16 protein-coding genes are annotated in these 19,844 nt (G+C 70.5%); 8 read left to right on the top strand and 8 right to left on the bottom strand.

The window, feature by feature from the left end:
* Positions 1 to 77: 77 nt before the first annotated feature.
* Positions 78 to 551: a VOC family protein gene (locus ACLU3S_RS16530; RefSeq protein ID WP_413952617.1), complete on the bottom strand. Its 474-nt coding sequence runs from the start codon at positions 549 to 551 to the stop codon at positions 78 to 80.
* A 67-nt stretch (positions 552 to 618) separates the two neighbouring features.
* Positions 619 to 1,524 carry an NAD(P)H-binding protein gene (locus ACLU3S_RS16525; protein WP_413952616.1) on the bottom strand — a complete coding sequence of 302 codons (906 nt, stop codon included), beginning with the start codon at positions 1,522 to 1,524 and terminating at the stop codon, positions 619 to 621.
* A gap of 368 nt (positions 1,525 to 1,892) precedes the next feature.
* On the opposite strand from ACLU3S_RS16525, the gene ACLU3S_RS16520 reads away from it, so the two are divergent.
* The 5 genes from ACLU3S_RS16520 to ACLU3S_RS16500 all read left to right on the top strand — a co-directional run bounded on the left by ACLU3S_RS16520 (position 1,893) and on the right by ACLU3S_RS16500 (position 6,038).
* Complete coding sequence (locus ACLU3S_RS16520; protein ID WP_413952615.1) at positions 1,893 to 2,369, top strand: MarR family winged helix-turn-helix transcriptional regulator; 477 nt, start codon at positions 1,893 to 1,895, stop codon at positions 2,367 to 2,369.
* A gap of 117 nt (positions 2,370 to 2,486) precedes the next feature.
* Positions 2,487 to 3,299 carry an SDR family oxidoreductase gene (locus ACLU3S_RS16515; protein WP_413952614.1) on the top strand — a complete coding sequence of 271 codons (813 nt, stop codon included), beginning with the start codon at positions 2,487 to 2,489 and terminating at the stop codon, positions 3,297 to 3,299.
* A 108-nt stretch (positions 3,300 to 3,407) separates the two neighbouring features.
* Positions 3,408 to 3,848 (top strand): hypothetical protein, encoded by a 441-nt coding sequence (locus ACLU3S_RS16510; protein WP_413952613.1) that lies wholly within the window; start codon positions 3,408 to 3,410, stop codon positions 3,846 to 3,848.
* Between the two features lie 93 nt (positions 3,849 to 3,941).
* Positions 3,942 to 4,772, top strand: coding sequence for an ABC transporter ATP-binding protein (locus ACLU3S_RS16505; protein ID WP_413952612.1), 831 nt, complete (start codon positions 3,942 to 3,944; stop codon positions 4,770 to 4,772).
* 369 nt (positions 4,773 to 5,141) lie between these two features.
* Positions 5,142 to 6,038, top strand: a complete 897-nt coding sequence (locus tag ACLU3S_RS16500; RefSeq protein WP_413952611.1) for a PP2C family protein-serine/threonine phosphatase — start codon at positions 5,142 to 5,144, stop codon at positions 6,036 to 6,038.
* Between the two features lie 52 nt (positions 6,039 to 6,090).
* Here ACLU3S_RS16500 and ACLU3S_RS16495 read toward each other — a convergent pair whose 3' ends face one another.
* From ACLU3S_RS16495 to ACLU3S_RS16480, 4 genes are all read right to left on the bottom strand, one after another.
* On the bottom strand, positions 6,091 to 7,416 hold the full coding sequence (locus ACLU3S_RS16495; RefSeq protein WP_413952610.1) for an epoxide hydrolase family protein: 1,326 nt from the start codon (positions 7,414 to 7,416) through the stop codon (positions 6,091 to 6,093).
* Positions 7,417 to 7,722: 306 nt separating this feature from the next.
* Positions 7,723 to 8,463: an alpha/beta hydrolase gene (locus tag ACLU3S_RS16490; protein ID WP_413952609.1), complete on the bottom strand. Its 741-nt coding sequence runs from the start codon at positions 8,461 to 8,463 to the stop codon at positions 7,723 to 7,725.
* 366 nt (positions 8,464 to 8,829) lie between these two features.
* A complete protein-coding gene (locus ACLU3S_RS16485) occupies positions 8,830 to 9,183 on the bottom strand; it encodes a VOC family protein (RefSeq protein WP_413952608.1) in 354 nt (117 codons plus the stop codon).
* A gap of 142 nt (positions 9,184 to 9,325) precedes the next feature.
* Positions 9,326 to 9,595: a hypothetical protein gene (locus tag ACLU3S_RS16480; RefSeq protein WP_413952607.1), complete on the bottom strand. Its 270-nt coding sequence runs from the start codon at positions 9,593 to 9,595 to the stop codon at positions 9,326 to 9,328.
* An 809-nt stretch (positions 9,596 to 10,404) separates the two neighbouring features.
* Between ACLU3S_RS16480 and ACLU3S_RS16475 the strand changes: the two genes are divergently transcribed.
* The 3 genes from ACLU3S_RS16475 to ACLU3S_RS16465 all read left to right on the top strand — a co-directional run bounded on the left by ACLU3S_RS16475 (position 10,405) and on the right by ACLU3S_RS16465 (position 15,890).
* Positions 10,405 to 13,770 carry a GH92 family glycosyl hydrolase gene (locus ACLU3S_RS16475; protein WP_413952606.1) on the top strand — a complete coding sequence of 1,122 codons (3,366 nt, stop codon included), beginning with the start codon at positions 10,405 to 10,407 and terminating at the stop codon, positions 13,768 to 13,770.
* Positions 13,771 to 14,645: 875 nt separating this feature from the next.
* Complete coding sequence (locus tag ACLU3S_RS16470; protein ID WP_413952605.1) at positions 14,646 to 15,017, top strand: SsgA family sporulation/cell division regulator; 372 nt, start codon at positions 14,646 to 14,648, stop codon at positions 15,015 to 15,017.
* Between the two features lie 15 nt (positions 15,018 to 15,032).
* Entirely contained in the window at positions 15,033 to 15,890 is an 858-nt protein-coding gene (locus ACLU3S_RS16465) for a DMT family transporter (protein WP_413952604.1), read from the top strand.
* Positions 15,891 to 15,947: 57 nt separating this feature from the next.
* On the opposite strand, the gene ACLU3S_RS16460 is transcribed toward ACLU3S_RS16465, so the two are convergent.
* Positions 15,948 to 17,456, bottom strand: a complete 1,509-nt coding sequence (locus ACLU3S_RS16460; protein ID WP_413952603.1) for a CoA-acylating methylmalonate-semialdehyde dehydrogenase — start codon at positions 17,454 to 17,456, stop codon at positions 15,948 to 15,950.
* A gap of 840 nt (positions 17,457 to 18,296) precedes the next feature.
* Positions 18,297 to 19,844 (bottom strand): SpoIIE family protein phosphatase (locus ACLU3S_RS16455; RefSeq protein WP_413952602.1); only part of this gene is annotated, 1,548 nt, incomplete at its 5' end.

The following is a 19,844-nucleotide window of genomic DNA, read 5'->3' as shown; positions in this document are numbered from 1 at the left end:
GGTCGGGTGCGCCCTCGCGCTGCGGCGCCGGTGCGAGGGCGGGGCGCGGGGTGTCCCGTTGACCCATGCGGTCGCGGTCAGCGGCCAGGGGCGCGCTGTGTGATCTCCTGGAGGACCCAGCCGTTGCCGTCCGGGTCGCGGAAGGTGGCGTAGGAGCCGTAACTGGCGCGCTGGGGGTGAGCGCCGGCGATCCGCTCCTGACCCGGACCGTCGTGGACGACATCTCCGTCGGCGTGCCCGTGGAAGAAGACGCCCTTGCCGTCGTGGAACACCTCGCTCACCTCGATTCCACGGCCGACGAGCTCCGCGCGGGCCGCCTCGATGTCGGTGACGGCGAGGTACAGCCCCTGGGCCGAGCCCGGTGCGGCCGTGGTGAGCCCTTTGCCGAAGATGATCGAGGCCTCGGACCCGGGCGGCGTGAGGTGGACGGCCCGGTAGTCCTCGCTGACGTCGGCGGCGAGGTCGAGCCGGAACCCGGCCTGCTCGTAGAAGGCCCTGGCGCGGTCGACGTCGGAGACGGGGAGGACGAAGAGTTCCAGTTTCATGCTCATCTCGGTACATGCCTTTCGTTTGTTGCGGTTGATGGGGCGCGGCTGCTTCCGCGCGCCCGGGGCGCTGTCAGCCCAGGTAGAAGTCCCTGCGTGCGGCGACGAACTCCTCGATGGACCGGGCGGGGGCACCCGTCAGCCGCTCGACGTCGCCGGTCGCTCGGTCGTAGCGGTTCTGCTGGTGGAGGCGGCACATGGTGAGGATGTGCTGCTCGATGTGCGGCGGCAGGCCGATGGTGGAGAGCACTTCCTCGCGCCACTGGTCGAGGGGGACGTCCACGTACGCGACCGGCCGGCCCAGCGCCTTCGAGAAGGCGTCGGCCATCTGGTTCATGTCCACCGCTCGCGGACCGGTGAGTTCATAGACGTGTCCCACGTGCGGGGCGGGGTCGCGCAGCACGGTCGCGATCACTCTGGCCACGTCGTCGACGGCGATCGGCGAGGTGCGTCCGGTCCCGAACGGCAGCTCGATGGTGGCGTTCCGGCGGATCGTCCGTGCCGGGAGCGTGGTGAACAGCGGGTTGTCCAGGAAGGACGTGGGGCGGACATGGACCACCGGCAGGCCCGACCAGTTGAACACCCGCTCCGCCAGCCAGTGCAGCCGCTGCTGGTGGGATTCCGCGGTGCTGGTGGCGGTCATCTGTGACACGGTCATCTGGGACAGGTCGATGAGGGCGTCCAGCTCGCCGTATTCCCGGGCGACGTCGGCCACGACGGTCGCCGCGAGGAGGTGGTCGGGGGACACGGGCATGGCGAAGTACATGCTTCGGGCGCCCTCCAGCGCGGCCGCGACGGTCTCGGGCCGGGTGAGGTCGCCGAGGACGACCTCCGCGCCGAGTGCGCGCAGGTGTGCGGCACGGTCGTCGTCCCGGCGGACCATGACCCGCACGGGCACGTGGTGTGAGCGCAGCTTCTCGAGGACGCCTCGGCCCACGCCGCCCGCGCCGGTGAGGAGGACGGGGTGACTGGCAGACATAGGACTGTCTCCTGGGGTGTGAGTGGACAAGATCGCATTCGCATCCGCGTGCCGACCAAGGCGCGCGGTCGTTCGGCGAGGCGCTTCCGCAGGTGCTGCGGGAACGGCAGGGCGGCGGATTCGCAAGACCGGTGCCTGCAAATAGGAGCATATGCTCGTAATGGGGGAGGTGCAAGTACCCGCGCCATGTGTGACGGCCGACATGGTGACGGCAACGGCCGGGCAGGACCCGCGCCCGTGAGGGCCAGGCCGCTGCGTCCGGAAGCCTCGGCGCCTCGCGAGCGCAGGTCTCGCGCGGGCGCCGGGAGTTCCGGCCCGCGTCATCGGCGGAGGGAGCCCCCGCGTCGTTAGGTGCATATACTCGTACATTGATCCGGCACCTGGAGGAGATCATGGCCCGCAGCGAGAGGGACGCCCTCGCCTCCTGCAACAACCTGGCCCTGCGCAAGGCGGCCCGGTACCTCGGCGCCACCTATGACAAGGCGCTCGCCCCGACGGGTCTGCGTGCGACGCAGTTCAGCATCCTGCAGAAGCTGAGCACCGAGGAGCAGACGACCATCACGAGCCTCGCCGAGATGATCGCCATGGACCGCACCACCCTGGCCACCAATCTCAAACCGCTCGCACGCGAAGGCCTTGTCACCGTCGAACCGTCGCCGACGGACCGCCGTGCCCGCATCGTCACCATCACCGAAGACGGCCTCGCCCGGATGAAGGCCGCCCTCCCGCACTGGCGCAGAGTGCAGGCCGAGTTCGAGGCGAGCTTCGGCGCGGACCGGGCGGCCGGGCTCCGCGCCGCTCTGGAGGACGTCCTCGGCACCGGGTTCCAGCCCTGGGCCGAATGAGGGGCATCCGGCTCGGCGGGCATCGACTCCGCCGAGCCGGGAGCGAGGCCACCGTGGCACCGGCCGCCGGGATGCGTTCCTGGCCGCGGGGAACGACGCTGGGGGAGGACCGCACCCGTGGCCGCTCACCCTGACGACGCCGACGGCAGGGGGGCGAGCGACACAGAGGGGGCCGCCATGCGTGCCATGCGCATCGCCGTCGCCGGCGCAACGGGGAACATCGGAGCGCGCACCGTCGCGGCCCTGGAGCGGGCCGGACACGACGTCGTACGCATCAGCCGCTCGCTCGGTGTGGACCTGATCACCGGGGAGGGCCTGGATGCCGCGCTGGCGGGCGTCGACGCCGTCGTGGACGCCACGAGCCAGGAGACGGCCGATCTGGACGAGGCGGTGGCGCGCTTCGGTGCCACCACGCGCCACCTGCTCGCGGCCGAGGAACGGGCCGGTGTCCGTCACCACGTGCTGCTCACGATCGTCGGTATCGATCGCGTCGAGGGAAACGCCCACTACGCCGGCAAGCGGGAGCAGGAACGCCGTGTGGCCGAGGGGCCGACACCGTGGACGATCGTCCCTTTCACGCAGTTCCACGACTTCGCCGCGACGATGACGAACTGGACCGAGCACGACGGTGTCGCGACGATCCCGCCGCTGCTCGTCCAGCCCATCGCGCCCGCGGACGTGGCCGAGATCCTCGCCGAGATCGCGACGGGTGCACCGCAGGGGCGCTACCGCGACGTCGCCGGACCTGAGCCGCAGGACCTGGTCGACATGGCCCGGCGGACCAACGACGCCCGCGGACACGAGGTCAGGCTGGTGCCGACCTGGTCGTCGCTGCTGGGACCGGAGATGGCCGGCGACGTGCTCCTGCCGGGCAAGGACGCCCGCATCGCGCCCACCACCTTCGACGAGTGGCTGGCCTCGCCGCAGTAGCGCGGCGTGGCTCCGAGGGTGGTGCTTGCCTGTCTGCAAATAGGAGCATATGCTCTTATCGTGCGGTCCGGGACCGGCCCGCGCCCAGGACCGCCCAAGGAGGACGACATGGCAGACATGAAGCACGGCAACGGTGACCGTCAAGGCCTGAGCTACTACCCGTGGTGGCTGGACCACCTGGCCGAGGACGCCACCCTGGAGGGCGCGGCGATGAACGGCACGGCGCGGGGCGCGGAAGCGGTGCGTGCCATCGTGGTCAAGGCGCGCGAGCTGTACGAGTTCCAGGACTTCACGTTCGTAGGCGACTTCGGTGACGACGGCTTCCTGGAGATCTACGACTCCTCCGTCCGGGGCGAGCCCGTGAAGGTCGTCGTCACGGTCACCCGCAACGCCGCCGGGCAGGCCCAGGACCTCGCGGTGCTGCACCGGCCGCGCAGCTCGCTCCTGCTCTTCTCCCGTCTGATGCACGACAGGTTCGCCGGCACCCCACTCGCCGAGCACTTCCTCGCCGATGCGTCGCGTCCCGAACCAGGGGCCACCGCGTCGTAGCGGACCGTGGCTCACACTCTGGACGCCCCAGCGGCTGCGTGGACCGTGCACCTACCCTCGGCGCGAACGCCCACCGAGGATGAGAGGGCCCGGATGACCAGGCAGGCTGCGGAGCAGGTCGAGGATCCCAGGGGGGCGGTAGTGGTCATCGACGACGTCGTCGTCCGCCGGCACACGACCGAGCACCTGATCCTCGACGGGATCGACTGGACGGTCCGCGCCGGTGAGCACTGGGCGCTCCTGGGCGGCAACGGCGCCGGGAAGACCACCCTGCTGCGGCTGCTCGGCGCCCTGATGCACCCCACGACCGGCACCGTCGAGGTACTCGGCGCCCGGCTGGGCCGGGTCGACGTCCGTGACCTGCGGGCCCGCATCGGACATGTCACCACCGCCCAGCGGGTGCCCGAGGACCTCACCGCCCACACCGTGGTGCTGACCGGGCACACCGGCACCGTTCAGCCGCTGTGGCGGAGGTACGACGACGAGGTCCGGGAGCGGGCCCATGGCCTGCTGGCCGAGCTGGGCGTCAAGGAGTTGGCAGAGCGGCCGTACGGGGTCTGCTCGGGCGGGCAACGGGCTCGCATCCTGATCGCCAGGGCGCTGATGGCAGACCCGGCGCTGCTGCTCCTGGACGAGCCCTTCAACGCGCTGGACCTGCCGTCCCGGGAGGACCTCATCGAGGCCCTCTTCCAGCTGGCCGAGCGGCGCCCGCGACTGGCCACTGTGACGGTCACCCACCACCTCGAAGAGCTCTCCCCGGCGATCGGCCATGCCCTGCTGCTGCGAGAGGGCCGCATCCTGGCCCAGGGACCGGTCGCGCGCGTGCTCACCGGCCCACAGCTGACGGCGTGCTTCGGCCGGGACATCACGGTGACCCGGCGTGACGGGCGCTGGTCGGCCTACTCCGAGCGGCGGACCGTCTGACGCGCGCCTTCACCGGCCCACCCGCCGGGATTGCGGCGATCGCGGCCCCGATCGTCTCCCGGCTTTCGGGTACACCGCCGGCTCAATCCCCGCTACGCAGCGCGTTCAACGTCACTGCGCCGGGGATATGCCGATATGCTGTGTTTCGTGCTCCGCACTGGGTGGATGTGGCCTCGTCGTCCTCTGCGTGGGCGGTGGAGTCCCGCGCTGCTCTCACCACTGATCTTGACTGTGGTCGTCACAAGTCTGGCGTTTTCCACGCCGAGGAAGATAGCTTTCAGCCGCCTCCTGACCGCTGTACCCGCTCTCGCAGCATCCGTCTGGCCCGTACTGCCCACGATCCTGCTGGGAGCGGTCTGCGTTGTCATCATGATCGGGCTGAGCCTCGTCTATCCCGATCTCGGCACCTGGTTCACCGTCGGTGCCATTGCCGCGGTCACCGTGGCCGCCGCCTACGCCTGCCATGTTCGCATCCAGCGGGAGCAGGCCTTCGTCCAGCTACGCCTGGTGGCCGACGCGGCACAGAAGGTGCTCCTACGCCCCCTGCCGCGCCGGGTCGGTTGCATCGAGATCGAGTCGATGTACGTCGCCGCCGCCGCGCACGCCCGCATCGGCGGGGACTTCTACGAAGCCATCGCCACGCCCTACGGAGTGCGGCTGATCATCGGCGATGTGCGAGGCAAGGGCCTGCCCGCGGTAGGAGCGGCCGCGGCGGTGGTCAACTGCTTCCGGGAGGCCGCGTACGACGAGCCGACCCTGGAGGGCATCGTCCGCCGCCTGGATGTCAGCAGCACGCGACACACGTGTACGCTCGCGGCCGGCGACCTGCTGGAGCAGTTCACGACCGTGGTGCTGGCCGAGTTCCCGCACCAGGGCGACCGTGTCAGGCTCCTCAACTGCGGCCATCCGCCCCCGCTGCTCCTGCACCAGGGCAAGCTGCACGTTTTGGACCCCACGGCCGCCTCACCGATGCTCAACCTCGCGGCGCTCATCGGCACCGAGTACATCACCGACACGGTCGACTGTGCCCCCGGCGATCAGCTGCTCTTCTACACCGACGGTGTCATCGAGAGCCGCAACGGCAAGCGCGAGTTCTTTCCCCTGCAGGAGTGGATGCGTCACCAGGCCTCGACCGAGCCCAGGGAACTGCTGGACATGCTCCACCGCGATCTCCTTCAGCACACCGGCGGCGGACTCGCCGACGACGTCGCGGCCCTGGCGGTCCGCGTTCACGCCGGTTGCGCCGAAGAGGAAGACGCGGAATGACGGATCAGATCGCCGGCAGGGGCAGGGGCTCCTCGCACTCGGGCCCAGCAGGTCACTTCCCTCCGCCTCTCTGCGAGCTGCGCAGTGCGCCGAACGCCGCCCGGAGCTCGTTCGTGAAGAGGTCCGGAACCTCCCAGGCCGCGAAGTGGCCGCCGTTGCGGACCTGGTGGAAATAGAACAGCTTGTGGTAGGCGCGCGAAGCCCAGCTCCGCGGCGCCTGGTAGATCTCACCCGGAAACACCGTGATGGCGGCCGGAACGGACACCGACACCGCGTTGAAGTTGTTCGCGTTGTTCTCCCAGTAGAGACGCGAGGAGGAGACCGCGGTGTTCGTGACCCAGTAGAGCGTGATGTCGTCGAGCATCTCGTCCCTGGTCAGCACGCGCTCGGGATGGCCGCCGCTGTAGGTCCAGGCGGCGAACTTGTCGTACATCCAGGCCGCCAGCCCGACGGGGGAGTCGGCCAGGCCGTATCCCTCGGTCTGCGGACGGGTGACCATCATGGCCGAGTAGCCGGATCCGGTCTTGTAGAAGGCGGCCAGCTTGTTGTACGCGGCCCTTTCGTCCGGGCTCAGGCCGGCTGGTACGGGGTCGCCGCAGGCGAGTTTCCTGGCGATGTCCGGCGGGACGGTGGCCGGGAAGTTCACGTGGATTCCGAGCAGCCCCGCAGGACGCTGCACCGCCATCCTGTCCGAGATGACGGCACCCCAGTCGCCGCCCTGGGACACGTAGTGCCGGTATCCCAGCCGCTCCATCAGCACGGCCCAGGCGCGCGCGATGCGGTCGGGGCCCCACCCGGTGGTCGTCGGCCGCTCCGAGAAGCCGTAGCCGGGCATCGAGGGTATGACCAGGTGAAACGCGTCCTCGGCGCGGCCCCCGTGCGCCGTCGGGTTGGTGAGCGGCCCGATGACCTTCAGGAACTCCAGGATCGAGCCGGGCCAGCCGTGGGTCAGGATCAGGGGGAGCGCGCCGGGATGGCGGGAACGGACGTGCAGGAAATGGATGTCGAGTCCGTCGATCTCTGTGATGAACTGCGGCAGGGAGTTGAGTTTCTCCTCGATGTGCCGCCAGTTGTAGCCCGTTCCCCAGTAGCCTGCGAGGTCCTTGATCGTGGCCAGCTGGACGCCTTGGGACTGATCGCGCACCGTTTCCCGGTCGGGCCACCGCGTCGCCATGATGCGCCGGCGCAGATCACTGAGAACCTGCTCGGGGATGTTCACGCGGAAGGGCCGGATGCTCTGCCTCTCATCCGCCGTGACGGGTTTCCCCGCGATGTCCCGGCCCGGCAGGCCCATAGCGCCCGTCGCGGCCGCGGTGACGGCGGCTGCCGATGCGGAGATGAACTTCCGGCGGGAGTGTGCGCGGAGTATGTCGGGCATGACGGATCTCCTTGGGGCGACCCCATGGTTCCGGGGGCGCGGAGCATGCGAAGGCGGCCGGAACTCGGTACCCGCCTCGGGAGTCGCGTGGCACTGGAGACTCAGGCGACTGGGCTAATTACTGTTAGTGACGATATATACCTCTCAGTAAGTTCGCAATTCGATCACCGGCGGAAGTACGGGCCCTTGCCGGAAGTCCGTCAGGGGCCCATGGGGTGGAGAGCCGCGCGGGCCGGTACCCGTCCTTGACGATCGGCGTACCGGCCGGCACCGGCTACCGTCCGCTGTCGGTCCGACGGCCCGGCCTCACTTCAGATGCCGGGTGAAGAACCGGGCGGCCGAATCCGCCGCGGAATCCGGGACGCCGGTGTGCCCGCCCATGGTGGCGTGCAGTGTTTTCTCCTTGGAGCCGAAGGCGTCGAACAGGTCCAGGGCCGCCTGCCGGTCGTTCCGCTCGTCGTCCCACTGCAGCAGGACGTGCAGTGGAACAGTGACCTGCCGGGCCTCCTCGAACATGGCGCGAGGCACGAGGCTCCCGGCGAAGAGACCGGCGGCGGCGATGCGCGGCTCGACCACGGCGAGCCGGATGCCGATGGAGATCACTCCCCCCGAGTACCCGACCGGGCCGCCGATCCCGGGCAGCGAAAGGAGGGCGTCCAGCGCGGCCTGCCATTCCGGGACCGCCTTTTCGACGAGCGGGAGGACGAGGGAGTCGACGATCTCGTTGCTGATCGGCTCGCCGGCCTCCATCGTCCGGCGCAGGCCGGCGCGGGCCCGCTCGACGGCGGGCCAACGGGGCCGGTCGCCGCTTCCGGGAAGTTCGATGGTGGCCGTGGCGAAGCCCTCCGCCGCGGAGTGCCGGGCCCGGGCCACCAGCCGGGGGTACATCCTGTGCAGGCCGAGGGGAGGGTGGCCGAGCAGGATCAGCGGCACCGGTGCGGCTGCGGATGCCGATGCGGGTGTCCACACGATGCCGGGGATCTCGTCGAGGGTGAATGCGCGTTCGAGCACGCCGTCGTCGAGGCGCTGCTCGGAAGTGACATGCATGGTCGTGCCTTTCGGGAGTGCACTGGAACGGCGCTCCCGGACGACCTGTCTATCGCCCGACCGTGACCCCGGAGGGGAGCACCCATGTCGATACTGCGTTCACGGGTACCACCTCCTCGATCTCTCGCACGGCCACCGGCAGGGTAGCTCGGTCACCCCTCGTCCGCCGAAGGGGTTTTCGCGGAGCCTGCGTGGCCGGACACCGCGAAGACGCGAAGCCGCTGGGGGCGTCGCGACGTCCCGAGTGGTGTCGCTCGCATGCGCGGTCCACCCTCCAGTGGCTGACGGCGACACCCTCTTCGCGCTGAACGCTTCCGCGTGGCCGAGCGGGTTGACTCCGCCGACCGGCGAGGCGCACGGGCGCGGTCAGGCGGGCTGCCACAACTCGATCCGATTGCCCTCGGGATCGGTGACCCAGCCGAATCGGCCGACACCCTCCATGTCCTGCGTCTCCGGCTCAACGTCCGCACCCATGGCGCGCAGTTGGGCGAGCATCGCATCCAGGTCGCGGACTCGGAAGTTGAGCATGGTCTGCTGGGCGCGGGACCCGAAGTAGTCGGTCCCGGACTCGAACGTCGCGAACACCGTCGGTCCGGCTGCCTGCCGCCACAGTCCGTTCTGGTCGGCGTCCAGGCCGAGGCAATCGCGGTACCACGCGTTCAGGGCCTGCGGGTCGGTGGCCCGCAGGAAGTATCCGCCGATTCCAAGCACTCGTTCCATGCCGCCATCTTGTCAGGAGGGCGGTCCGACGGGGCGACACCGCGGCAGAGCGGGAGGCGGCAAGGGGCCGGCCCCGGCCCGCCGCGAACGACGTGCCGGGGCCGAAGGATCGCCACCGCTCCCGCGGCGATGGCGACCGGCGTCAGCGGTGGCACTCCCGGTGGGCGGGCCGCCAGACGCGGGTCCAGTGGCCGGCGCGCGAGTGGTGGTGCCGGTCCTGCCGGTCCCGGTACGCCGGGTGCCACACCCGGACCCAGTGACCCGGCACCTTCACGCAGTGGTGCGACGCCCCGGGCCTCGGGTGGTGCTGCGGTGCGGCCGACGCGGTGCCGACCGTGCCGACGACCGCGCCCGCGGCCAGGGCCACCGTCGCCGCCCCCAGCGCCGCTGCCCGCTTCCATGCGTTGATCATGTTCATGCCTTTCTGTTGCGCACCGGGGCTGACGCCCCGCCAGGTCCCCGACCGGTTCGGCCGGGGATGTGTCGATCTTCCGCTCTCATGGTGCGCAACATGCTGGAAGACATTGCTTGTAAGGAAATGCCCATCCATTTCTCATGGATCGTAAATAGTCATATAAGTCCTCCGAATGGCGCAGGTGTCATGCGGCATTGCCGCATCGGTGGAGGAAACGCCGGAGAGCGGGCTGTCCTCGAGCCCGCCGGCCTGCGTTGCTTTTGCGATGCAGGAGGCAGCGGCAAGGAACCTCGCCGTGCGCGAGGGCGGTTGTGAAAGCCGGTGGTTCCCCGTGCCCGTGCCGTGGCGGCGATGTGACGCCACGCCCGGTCAGAGGTGCCCAACTCCCCTGGAATCCAACTCGGTTCACGACTGGTCGGGCCATGGAGCGGCCGCCTTCGTGTCCTCGACCACAGGGGTCGGCGCGGAGCCCGGCCGCGGCGTGGCCCCGCGGGACCACCGGGGGCGTGGCGGGGCCGTCGGCTTCAGCGGCCGGGTTGTCGCAGCCGGCAGGCTGTGAACTTCGCGCTCAGAAAGTCCTGTTGGCCTCGTTGACATGTCGTCGGCCCACGGGTTTCACTCGACACTCGTGAATGGCAACGTTGTCAGGCCGCCCTGGGCGACCGGCGGTTGCCCGTCACTGACGTCCCCGTCCTTCGGCACGTCAGCACTGTGCGAAGCACGAACCGCTGCGGAGGCAACCGATGGTCCGACCCCGACGTTCAGCCGCGCCACGCAACCGAAGAAGACTCCGCCAACGCCTTGCCGTGATCTCCGTCCTGGGCATCGCCGCGCTCCCGCTCCCGGCGATCGGGAACGCCTACGCGGCGAGTGCCGCGGCACCGGCCTTGGTGAAGGACCCCGCGTCCCTCGTCAACCCCCTCATCGGCACCTCCGGAGAGGTGGACACCTTCCCCGGCCCGGACATGCCGGCCGGCATGGTGCAGTGGGGCCCCGACACCACGCCCGACCGCCCCTCCGGCGGCGGCTACGAGTACAACGACGACAAACTGTCCGGCTTCAGCCTCACGCACGTCTCGGGACCGGGCTGCGGCGTTGCGGGCGACCTGCCCGTCCTGCCGCTGACCGGCACGCTGTCGGGCAACCTCGGCAACGCGTCCGTCGGCTTCAGCCACGACGACGAGCACACCGGCATCGGGTACTACAAGGTCACCGACGCGGGCGGGGTCACCACCCAGCTGACCGACACCACACGCGCCGGCCTGGGCACCTTCACCTTCCCCGCGGGCAAGCAGGCCAACCTGCTGTTCAAGCTCAGTGGCGGAGCCACACAGGTGGACGGCACCCGCGTCCAGGTCGTGAGCAAGAAGGAGATCAGCGGCTCGATCGACAGCGGTCACTTCTGCGGCGCCAACAACCGCTACACGCTGCACTTCGACATCAAGTTCGACCGGCCGTTCACCGCCGGCGGCACGTGGGTCGGCAGCACCATCAACCCCGGCGACACCTCGCTGAAGGCGGGCAAGGCCCGGCAGAACCTGCAGACGCACCCGTCGAAACCGCGGAAGGAAAAGCACTTCACCGTCCCCGCGGCACCGTCCCCGACGGTGCACGGGAGCGCCGGCAAGTCCTCCGGCGCGTCGTCCCCGGCGCCGGGCTCCAGCGCGGCGCCCCGGACCTCGGCCACCGGAAGGACCGCGGGGAGCACCGCCGCCGAGCCCCCCACGACGGGCGCCAACGGCATGTACCTGACGTTCGACACCTCCGCCAACCCGACGGTGCGAGCGAAGGTCGGCATCTCCTACACGAGTGACGCCAACGCTGCGGACAACCTCGCCACCGAGATCAAGAACTGGAACTTCGACGCCGTCGAGCAGGCGAACCACGACGCCTGGAACGCGGTGCTGAACAAGGTCCGGATCGGTGGCGGCACCCCGGACCAGCAGGTGCAGTTCTACACCGCGCTCTACCACGCGCTGCTGCACCCCAACGTCTTCTCGGACGTCAACGGTCAGTACATGGGCATGGACAACCAGGTCCACAAGCTGGCCAAGGGCCAGCAGGCCCAGTACGCCAACTACTCCGGCTGGGACACCTACCGCTCGCAGACCCAGCTGATGGCGATGGTCGAGCCCAAGGTCACCAGCGACGTCGTCACCTCGATGCTCAACGGCTACGACCAGACGGGCCTGCTGCCCAAGTGGGCCTCGAACAACGGCGAGAGCTACGTCATGGTCGGCGACCCGGCCGCCGGCATCATCGCCGACGCGTACGCCTTCGGCGCCCGCAGCTTCGACACGAAGAAGGCGCTGGCCGCCCTGCAGCACGAGGCCACCGTCCCGAACAACGACCGCCCGGGCGAATCGGTGCGGGACGCCAAGGGCTACCTCCCGGTGGACGAGAACGACTACGGCTGCTGCAACTTCTACGGCCCGGTCTCCACCCAGCTGGAGTACGACTCCGCCGACTACGCCCTCGCCGCGTTCGCCAAGTCGCTGGGCAAGACGGCCGTCTACCAGAAGTTCGCCACCCGCGCCCAGGACTGGATGAACGTCTTCAACCCGCAGACCGGCTACATGCAGGCGAAGAACAAGGACGGCCAGTTCGCGGGCGGATTCACCCCCGGCACCTCCAACGGGTTCGTGGAGGGCACGTCGGCCCAGTACACGCCGATGGTCCCGTTCAACCTGCGCCAGCTCATCCAGGCGCGCGGCGGTGACAAGGCCTACTCGTCCTTCCTGGACAGTCTGCTGGACAACATCACCGACCCCGGCAACACCGACGCCAACCTGAGCAACGAGCCCAGCGTGGAGATCCCCTGGGAGTACAACTACACGGGCGAGCCGTGGAAGACCCAGGCGGCCGTCCGCCAGGCCCAGCAGAAGCTGTACTTCAACGCTCCGGTCGGCTCGTTCGGCAACGACGACCTCGGCGCCATGAGCTCCTGGTACGTCTGGTCGGAGCTGGGCATGTACCCGGAGACCCCGGGCACGGACACCCTGGCGCTCGGCAGCCCGGTCTTCCCCGTGGCGGAGGTGACCCCGGCAGGCGGCAAGACGGTGCGGATCAACGCGCCGCAGGCCGCACCTGACGCGCCGTACGTGCAGTCCCTCGACGTCAAGGGCAAGGAGTGGAAGACCTCCTGGCTGACGTACCAGGAGTTCAAGGGCGCCGGCACGGTCGACTTCACCCTCGGCACCCAGCCCGACAAGTCCTGGGCGTCCGGCCCGTCGGCGGTGCCTCCGTCGGACACCACCGGCGGCGACCGGGTGCTGGCGGCGACCGGCCCCTCCAGCGACGGCCTGGTGCTGCAGCCGGGCGCGTCCGGCGACGGCACGCTCAACCTCACCAACCTCGGCAGCAAGGACGTCACCGTCGACTGGAAGGCGACGGCGCCCTCCGGCGTCACGCTCGACACCTCCTCCGGGTCGCTGAAGGTGCCCGCCGCGGGCAGCGCCGAGACGAAGGTCCACGTGACGGCCGGGACGGGAGAGGGCACGTTCCCGGTCACCTTCGCGCTGACCGACCACAGCACCGGCACCGCACTGAGCGGGGCGGCCCTCCGCGTTGCCGTGGCCAAGGCCGGGGAGCTGTGGCCGTACGCGACCAACGAAGGCATCTACCCCGACGGCGCGACCTTCTCGGGCGGCTTCGACAACGGCGGCTGGGCGTTCTCGCAGAACGCGCTGTCGGCGGCCGGCGTCACGAGCGGCTCCAGCGTCACGGTGGACGGCGTCTCCTACAGCTGGCCGACGGTGAAGTCCGGCCAGCTGGACAACCTGGAGATGGCCGGCCAGACCATCCCGATGCCGGCCGGCACCTCCGGAGCGTCGCTGGGCCTGCTGGGCTCGGCGACCAACGCGCCCACCGACGGAAGCGGCGTCTCGGGCACGCTGACCGTCACCTACACCGACGGCACCACCTCCAAGGCGACGGTCGGGTTCTCCGACTGGACCCTCAACGCCGGATCGAGCAAGCCGCTCCCCGGCGACACCACGGCCGTGACGACGGGCTACCGCAACACCGGCAGTGGCGGCCAGGACGGCGTGAAGACCTACGTCTTCGCCACGAAGGTCCCGCTGGACGCGTCCAAGCAGGTGGCGTCGATCACCCTGCCGGTGACGGGCTCGACGGGCACGGACCATCTGTTCGCCTACGGCTTCGGCCAGTGAGACACGGCAGACACTGAGGCCGGCGGGCCGGTCCCGGGGCGCACACCCCGGGACCGGCCCGCCGTCGTCGTGCGGTCGCCGTCCCGGCACCCGTCGGAGCCGCTCGACCCGCCCGCGGCCGGGACCGGCCGAATCACCCATATGCGGGATGCGGCGGCATGCCGGGACATCGGAGGGTGGACGCTGTTCTCGGCCAGGCGGTACGCGCATCGCAGGGACACGCCGCAGCGCGCACCACCCTGGACCGTGCATCGGTCACCGCGGCCGGATGCACGTGCGGCGACTGCCCACACGCACCGGACCCGGCAGACCCGCGCCGCCGCACCCACTCCAGGAGGAGCCATGACTGCCAAGCCTGGCTGGTCCAACCGGCCGTGTGCGCGTGCTTCGGCGCGGACAGGTGGCCGCTGCTCGTGGCGTCCGCCGCGAGGACGAAGAGCCACCACCGCCCACCCCCTACCTCCGGGAAGCCGCCTGCCCGGACGTTCCCGCGCAAGAGCCGCTGGACGACGCACCACCGCGACCGCGGAGCGACCAGGGCCGTGAGCGATGTCACCCAGGATGGTGGCGCATGCGGGATACATGTGGTGGTCACCGTGTGTTTCACAAGGGCCGGTCACGATGGGCCGCGCGCGACGAGGTGTGTGCCAGCGGCGATCGCTCGGCACGGTTCGGCACCCATGGACAGCCCTCCGGTCCGCGGTCCGGGACAGCCCCCGGGCTGGAGGGCGCGCCGCCCGTGCGAGGCGGACCGCCCGCTCGTGTGCACGCCACCGGGATCGGCGCCACGAGCAGTACCCCAGCTGTGCCGAGAGGAAGAGACCTTGCGATCCCGTAGGAGTGACATCAGCGCGGAGCTACGTGCACTTGTCGTCATGCCGGACACATCGACAGCGCCCGTGCCCACGCAGCTGCACTACCACGCACGTGACCCCTACGCCGTCCAGGCGACCTTCCGCCTCAGCGGCGGCACGTCGGTCGAGTGGTTCTTCGCCCGTGAGCTGCTGGCGGAGGGACTGCGCGGACCCGCCGGCATCGGTGACGTCCGCCTCAGTCCGACGCGGCGCCAGGGGCAGCTCATGGTGGAGGTCGCGCTGATGCCGCCGGCAGGACAGGCCGATCTCATGCTCCCAGGGCAGGAGGTGGCGGACTTCCTGCGGCGCACCGAGGCGTTGGTGCCGCCGGGCACCGAACGCAGGCACCTCGACCTGGACTCCGAACTCTCGCATCTGCTCGCCGGCCACTGAGGCAACCGGGCCATCGTGCTGACCGTACTGTCACCGGTCCTCGCCGTGCTCGCAGCCGCGAGCAATGCCCTGGGCAGCGTGATGCAGCGCCGGGCCGCGACCAGCGTTCCTCAGTCCGACCGTCTGCGGATCGGCCTGATGTGGGACCTGCTGCGCACACCGGTCTGGCTGCTGGGCATCGGAGGGGTCGTCCTGTCGGCGGTACTCCAGGGCGCCGCGCTGGCGGGCGGTGCGCTGGCGGTCGTACAACCGCTGTTCATGCTGGAGTTGCCGATCGCGCTGCTCGTCGCCAGCATCGTCTTCCGGCGTCCGGTGCCCCGGGGCTACTGGCCGCCCGTCGCCAGGGTCGGCGGCGGCCTGTGCCTGGCTCTTTTCGCGGCGGCCCCGACCGGCGGCACCCTCGAGGTCCCGCCATCACGGTGGTGGGCGGTCGTGACGTGCTGCCTGGTCGCCATCGCGGTGCTGTGCGGTGTCGCGGTCAGGCTCCCCAGGGGGCCGAGCCGCGCCGCCTGCATGGGACTGGCCGCTGCCGTCGCCTACTCACTCACCGCGGCGCTGATGAAGTTCTCCACCACCGCCCTCGACCGCCAAGGTGTGAGCACCTTCTTCACCGCGTGGCAGACGTACACGTTCGCCGCACTCGGCATATGTGCGCTGTTCCTGCTGGAGAACGCCATGCAGTCCGGACCGCTGGTCGCCTCCCAGCCCGCGCTGACGCTCGGAGACGCACTGGTGAGCCTGGCCCTGGGCGTGGGCCTCTACGGTGAAAGGCTGCGCGGCGGCTGGTGGCTGGGCCTCCAGGTCGTGGGGCTCACGCTGGTGGCGGAGGGTCTGGTCCGCCTGTCGCATCGGCGGCTGGAGGCGGCCCCCTGAGGAGTGCCGGGCGGCCGGGTGCCAGGAGGCGGTTCGGCTCGGCGACGGCGGCGAGGGTCAGCGGGACGTGGGGAAGCCCAGGTCCGGACCGGTCGTCGTCTCGGTCGGGTCCGGCCAGCGGCTGGTGATGACCTTGCCGCGCGTGTAGAAGTGCACGGCGTCGCTGCCGTACATGCGGTGGTCGCCGAAGGCGGAGTCCTTCCAGCCGCCGAAGGTGTGGTACCCCACTGGCACCGGCATCGGCACGTTCACACCGACCATGCCGGTCTCGACCTCCAGTTGGAACCTGCGGGCCGCGCCGCCGTCGCGGGTGAAGATGGAGCCGGCGTTGCCGTACGGGGAGCCGTTGATGATGCGCATGGCCTCCTCGTAGGTCTCCGCACGCACGACGCACAGCACGGGACCGAAGATCTCGTTGCGGTAGGCGTCCGAGCCGGTGCTGACCTTGTCGAGGAGCGTGATACCCATCCAGTGCCCGTTCTCGAGTCCCTCGACGGTGAAGTCCCGGCCGTCGAGCACGACATCGGCTCCCTGGTCGGCCGCCCCCGCGACGTAGCGCGCGACGTCGTCGCGGTGCGCCTTGGTGACGAGCGGGCCCATCTCGGACGTCGGGTCGTTGCCCGGGCCGATCTTGACCTTGGTGGCCCGCTCGGCGATCCGGGAGACCAGCGCGTCGCCTGCCGAGCCGACCGCGACCACCACGGACACCGCCATGCAGCGCTGGCCCGCGGAGCCGTAGGCGGCGGTCACGGCGGCGTCGGCCGCCGCATCCAGATCGGCGTCGGGCAGGACCAGCATGTGGTTCTTCGCACCGCCGAGGGCCTGGACACGTTTGCCGGCTGCGGACGCCCGTGTGTAGACGTGCCGGGCGACCGGGGTGGAGCCCACGAACGACACTGCGGCCACATCCGGGTGGTCGAGCAACGCGTTCACCGCGACCTCGTCGCCGTGCACGATGTTGAGCACACCGTCGGGCACGCCGGCCTCGGCCGCGAGTTCGGCGAGGAGTATGGACGCGGAGGGGGCCTTGCTGCTCGGCTTGTGGATGAAGGTGTTCCCGCAGGCGATCGCCATCGGGAACATCCACATGCTGATCATCGCGGGGAAGTTGAACGGCGAGATGCCCACGATCACACCGAGCGGCTGGCGGATCGACGCCACGTCGATGTGGCTCGACACCTCCGTGGAGGTGTCGCCCTTGAGCGCCATGCCCAGCCCGCAGGCCAGTTCGACGATCTCCAGGCCACGGGCCACCTCGGCCAGTGCGTCCGCGTGGACCTTGCCCTGCTCGGCGGTGATCAGGGCGGCCAGGTCGTCGCGGCGCGCGTCCAGGAGCTCGCGGTAGCGGAAGAGGATCGCGATCCGCCGCGCGAGCGAGGACGTGCGCCAGCCGGCGTAGGCCTCCTTCGCGGCGGCGACCGCGGCATCGACTTCACCGGCGCCGGCCATCGCGACCTGTGCGGTGACCGCTCCGGTCGCGGGGTCGGTCACGGCGCCCCAGATGCCGGAGGCGCCTGCAAGATCTTCGAAGGGCTTGCCACCGATCCAGTGGGTGACGGTCTTCATCGGCGGGTCTCCTTCAGTGCTGACGGCGCTGGGCCGCGAGTTTCCTGTCGTGGCCCCGAGCGCTGACGGTGGTGGGACGGCGCCGTGCCGACAGCCACGGGGACGTGCCAACACGCCTGCGCGGGCGGGACTCATGACTGGGAACGTACTGCTCTGACCTCGGCACAGAGGCAGTTGGCAGGCTCGGGGCCCGAAGTGCCGCCGTCAGGTCCCGTAGTGTCGTGGCACGGGTCACTCGAGCGACGCCGGTGTCGGGGTCGGTGCGGATGAGGTGCAGGGCCACGTCGGTGACTGCGCGGGACGGCCCGGACGGCGGGCTCGTCGGCGATGCGGGCGGTCGGCTCCTCCTGCACGCCCCGCGTGACATCCGCGGGAGGGGCGCGCCTATCCCGCTGCTGGCCCCGGTCACCAATGCCACCCTGCCGGTTGTCCCGGTCATGAGCCCACCTCCTGATCGTCCTCGCGGGCCGTCGGGATGACTGCCCGCGGTAGTTGCCCGTCGGCGTCGGGGCGGTCGGGGCGAATCGCTTCGCGGAGCCCGGTGCCGACAAAGCCCGCAGCAGAACGGCCGACGTCCAGCCCGGCGCGTGCGGCGATGGCGTCATGAGCAGCCGCTCCGACGCGCCGCGGGTGATCTCACGGAGCAGCTCGGGCGGCACGGGCAGCAGTCCGCGCCGGTGCCCGCTCGGAACAGCTCGTCGAGGCGCCGGTGGATCACCGCGTCCACCCGCTGCTCGACGAACTGATTCGGTTTCCATGATTTCCACGATTCGCGTCCTGAGGCGACCCGCCGTCGCAGGGTCAGCCCGGCCGGCGCCGACCGGAGGACCGCGAGGCGCCCTACCCGGCGGTGGCGAGCCCGATGAGCAGCAAGGCGATGTCGTCCGTCCGGGGGGCGGTTTGCCGCGCATGGTCGATCAGCGCCGTGGCGAGCTCGTCCATGGGCTGGGGCCGGGCGCGGGCGAGCTGAGCGGCGAGCCCGTTCATGGCGTCGTCGAGGTCGACGCCGGGAGTCTCGACGAGGCCGTCGGTGTACAGGGCGAGGACGGTACCGGGGGGCAGCGGGATCTCGACGGAGGGATAGTCCGTGTCCGGGGCGATGCCGAGCAGCAGCCCGGGCGGCAGGGCAAGGACCTCCGCGTGCCCGTCGGGGTGGCGCAGAATCGGCGGTGGATGCCCGGCCGTGGCCAGGACGGCCCGGTGACGCGCGAGGTCGAGATGGGCGTACAGACAGCTGACGAAGCGCCCCGCGTCCATGTCGAGCAGGACGCGGTTGGCCTGGGCGAGGGCCTGAGCGGGCGTGGCCCCGGCAAGGGACTGGGAGCCCAGGACGGTGCGGACCCGACCCATGAGCGCCGCGGCGGTGACGTTGTGGCCCTGGACGTCGCCGATGACCGCGGCCGCGGTGGTGTCGTCCACCCGGACCAGGCCGTAGAAGTCACCGCCGATGTCCATCCCCCGGACGCTCGGCAGATAACGGGCGGCCGCCTCCAGCCCGGGCACGTCGGGCAGCGACGTGGGGAGCAGCGCGGCTTGCAGGGTCTGCGCGAGCTCCTTGCTGGTGTCGTACAGCATGGCCCGGTCCAGTGCCTGCGCGATCAGTCCCGCGAGTGCGGTGAACAGCACCCGCTGCTGGTCGGGGAAGGGGTGGGGGTGGTCGAAGGCGAACACGCACGTGCCCACCGGACGCCCGGAGGCGATCAGCGGCAGAAAGGCCCAGGCGTGCACATCGTCCTGGCGCGGGGCCGGCGGATAGGCGCGGGACAGTTCTTCGAAGGTCGTGAAGAAGCTCGGTATGCCGCTCGCCATGACGCGGACCGCGGGCGCCGGGAAGGTCAGTGGGACACCGTCGAAGTGTTCCAGGAGCCCGGGGCGGTATCCGCGGCAGCCGATGACGCGCATCCTGCCGTCCTCGGCCGCCAGCAGGGCCACCGTCCGCGCCCCGAAGGCCGGCAGCATCTCCTCGGTGACCAGATCGACGACGTCTCCCACGCCGGCGGCTTCGGAGAGGGCGGCGGCCAGATGCAGCACCCGGTACACCTCGCTCAGGGCGATCGGCTCGGCCTGGGGCGGGCCCGCGTCCGGAGGTACTTCCTGCGGGACCCCGCCCGGACCGGTGGTCGAGATGCGGACGCTCACTCCGCTTCCGTCGGGATACAGCTCGAATGTGAGCCAGCGGTCCGACGCGTGCAGGACGGTGTAGCGGCTGGGCTTCCGGCTGACCACGGCGGCGCGGAAGTTGTCCTCGAAGGCCGGGTCGGTGCACCAGGGCAAGGACTGCCAGGGCCGCGTGCCGATCAGATCCGAGGCGCGGGCGTCGAGCAGGGCGGCGGCGCCGGCGCTGACGTAGGTGAATCTGCCCTCGAGGTCGAGGGAGCAGCTGCCGCC

Origin of the sequence: Streptomyces sp. AF1A (genome assembly GCF_047340315.1) — a bacterium.
Taxonomy (GTDB): Bacteria; Actinomycetota; Actinomycetes; order Streptomycetales; family Streptomycetaceae; genus Streptomyces.
The sequence above is the reverse complement of the archived record's forward strand: the minus strand, read 5'-3'. Positions and strand labels throughout refer to the sequence as shown.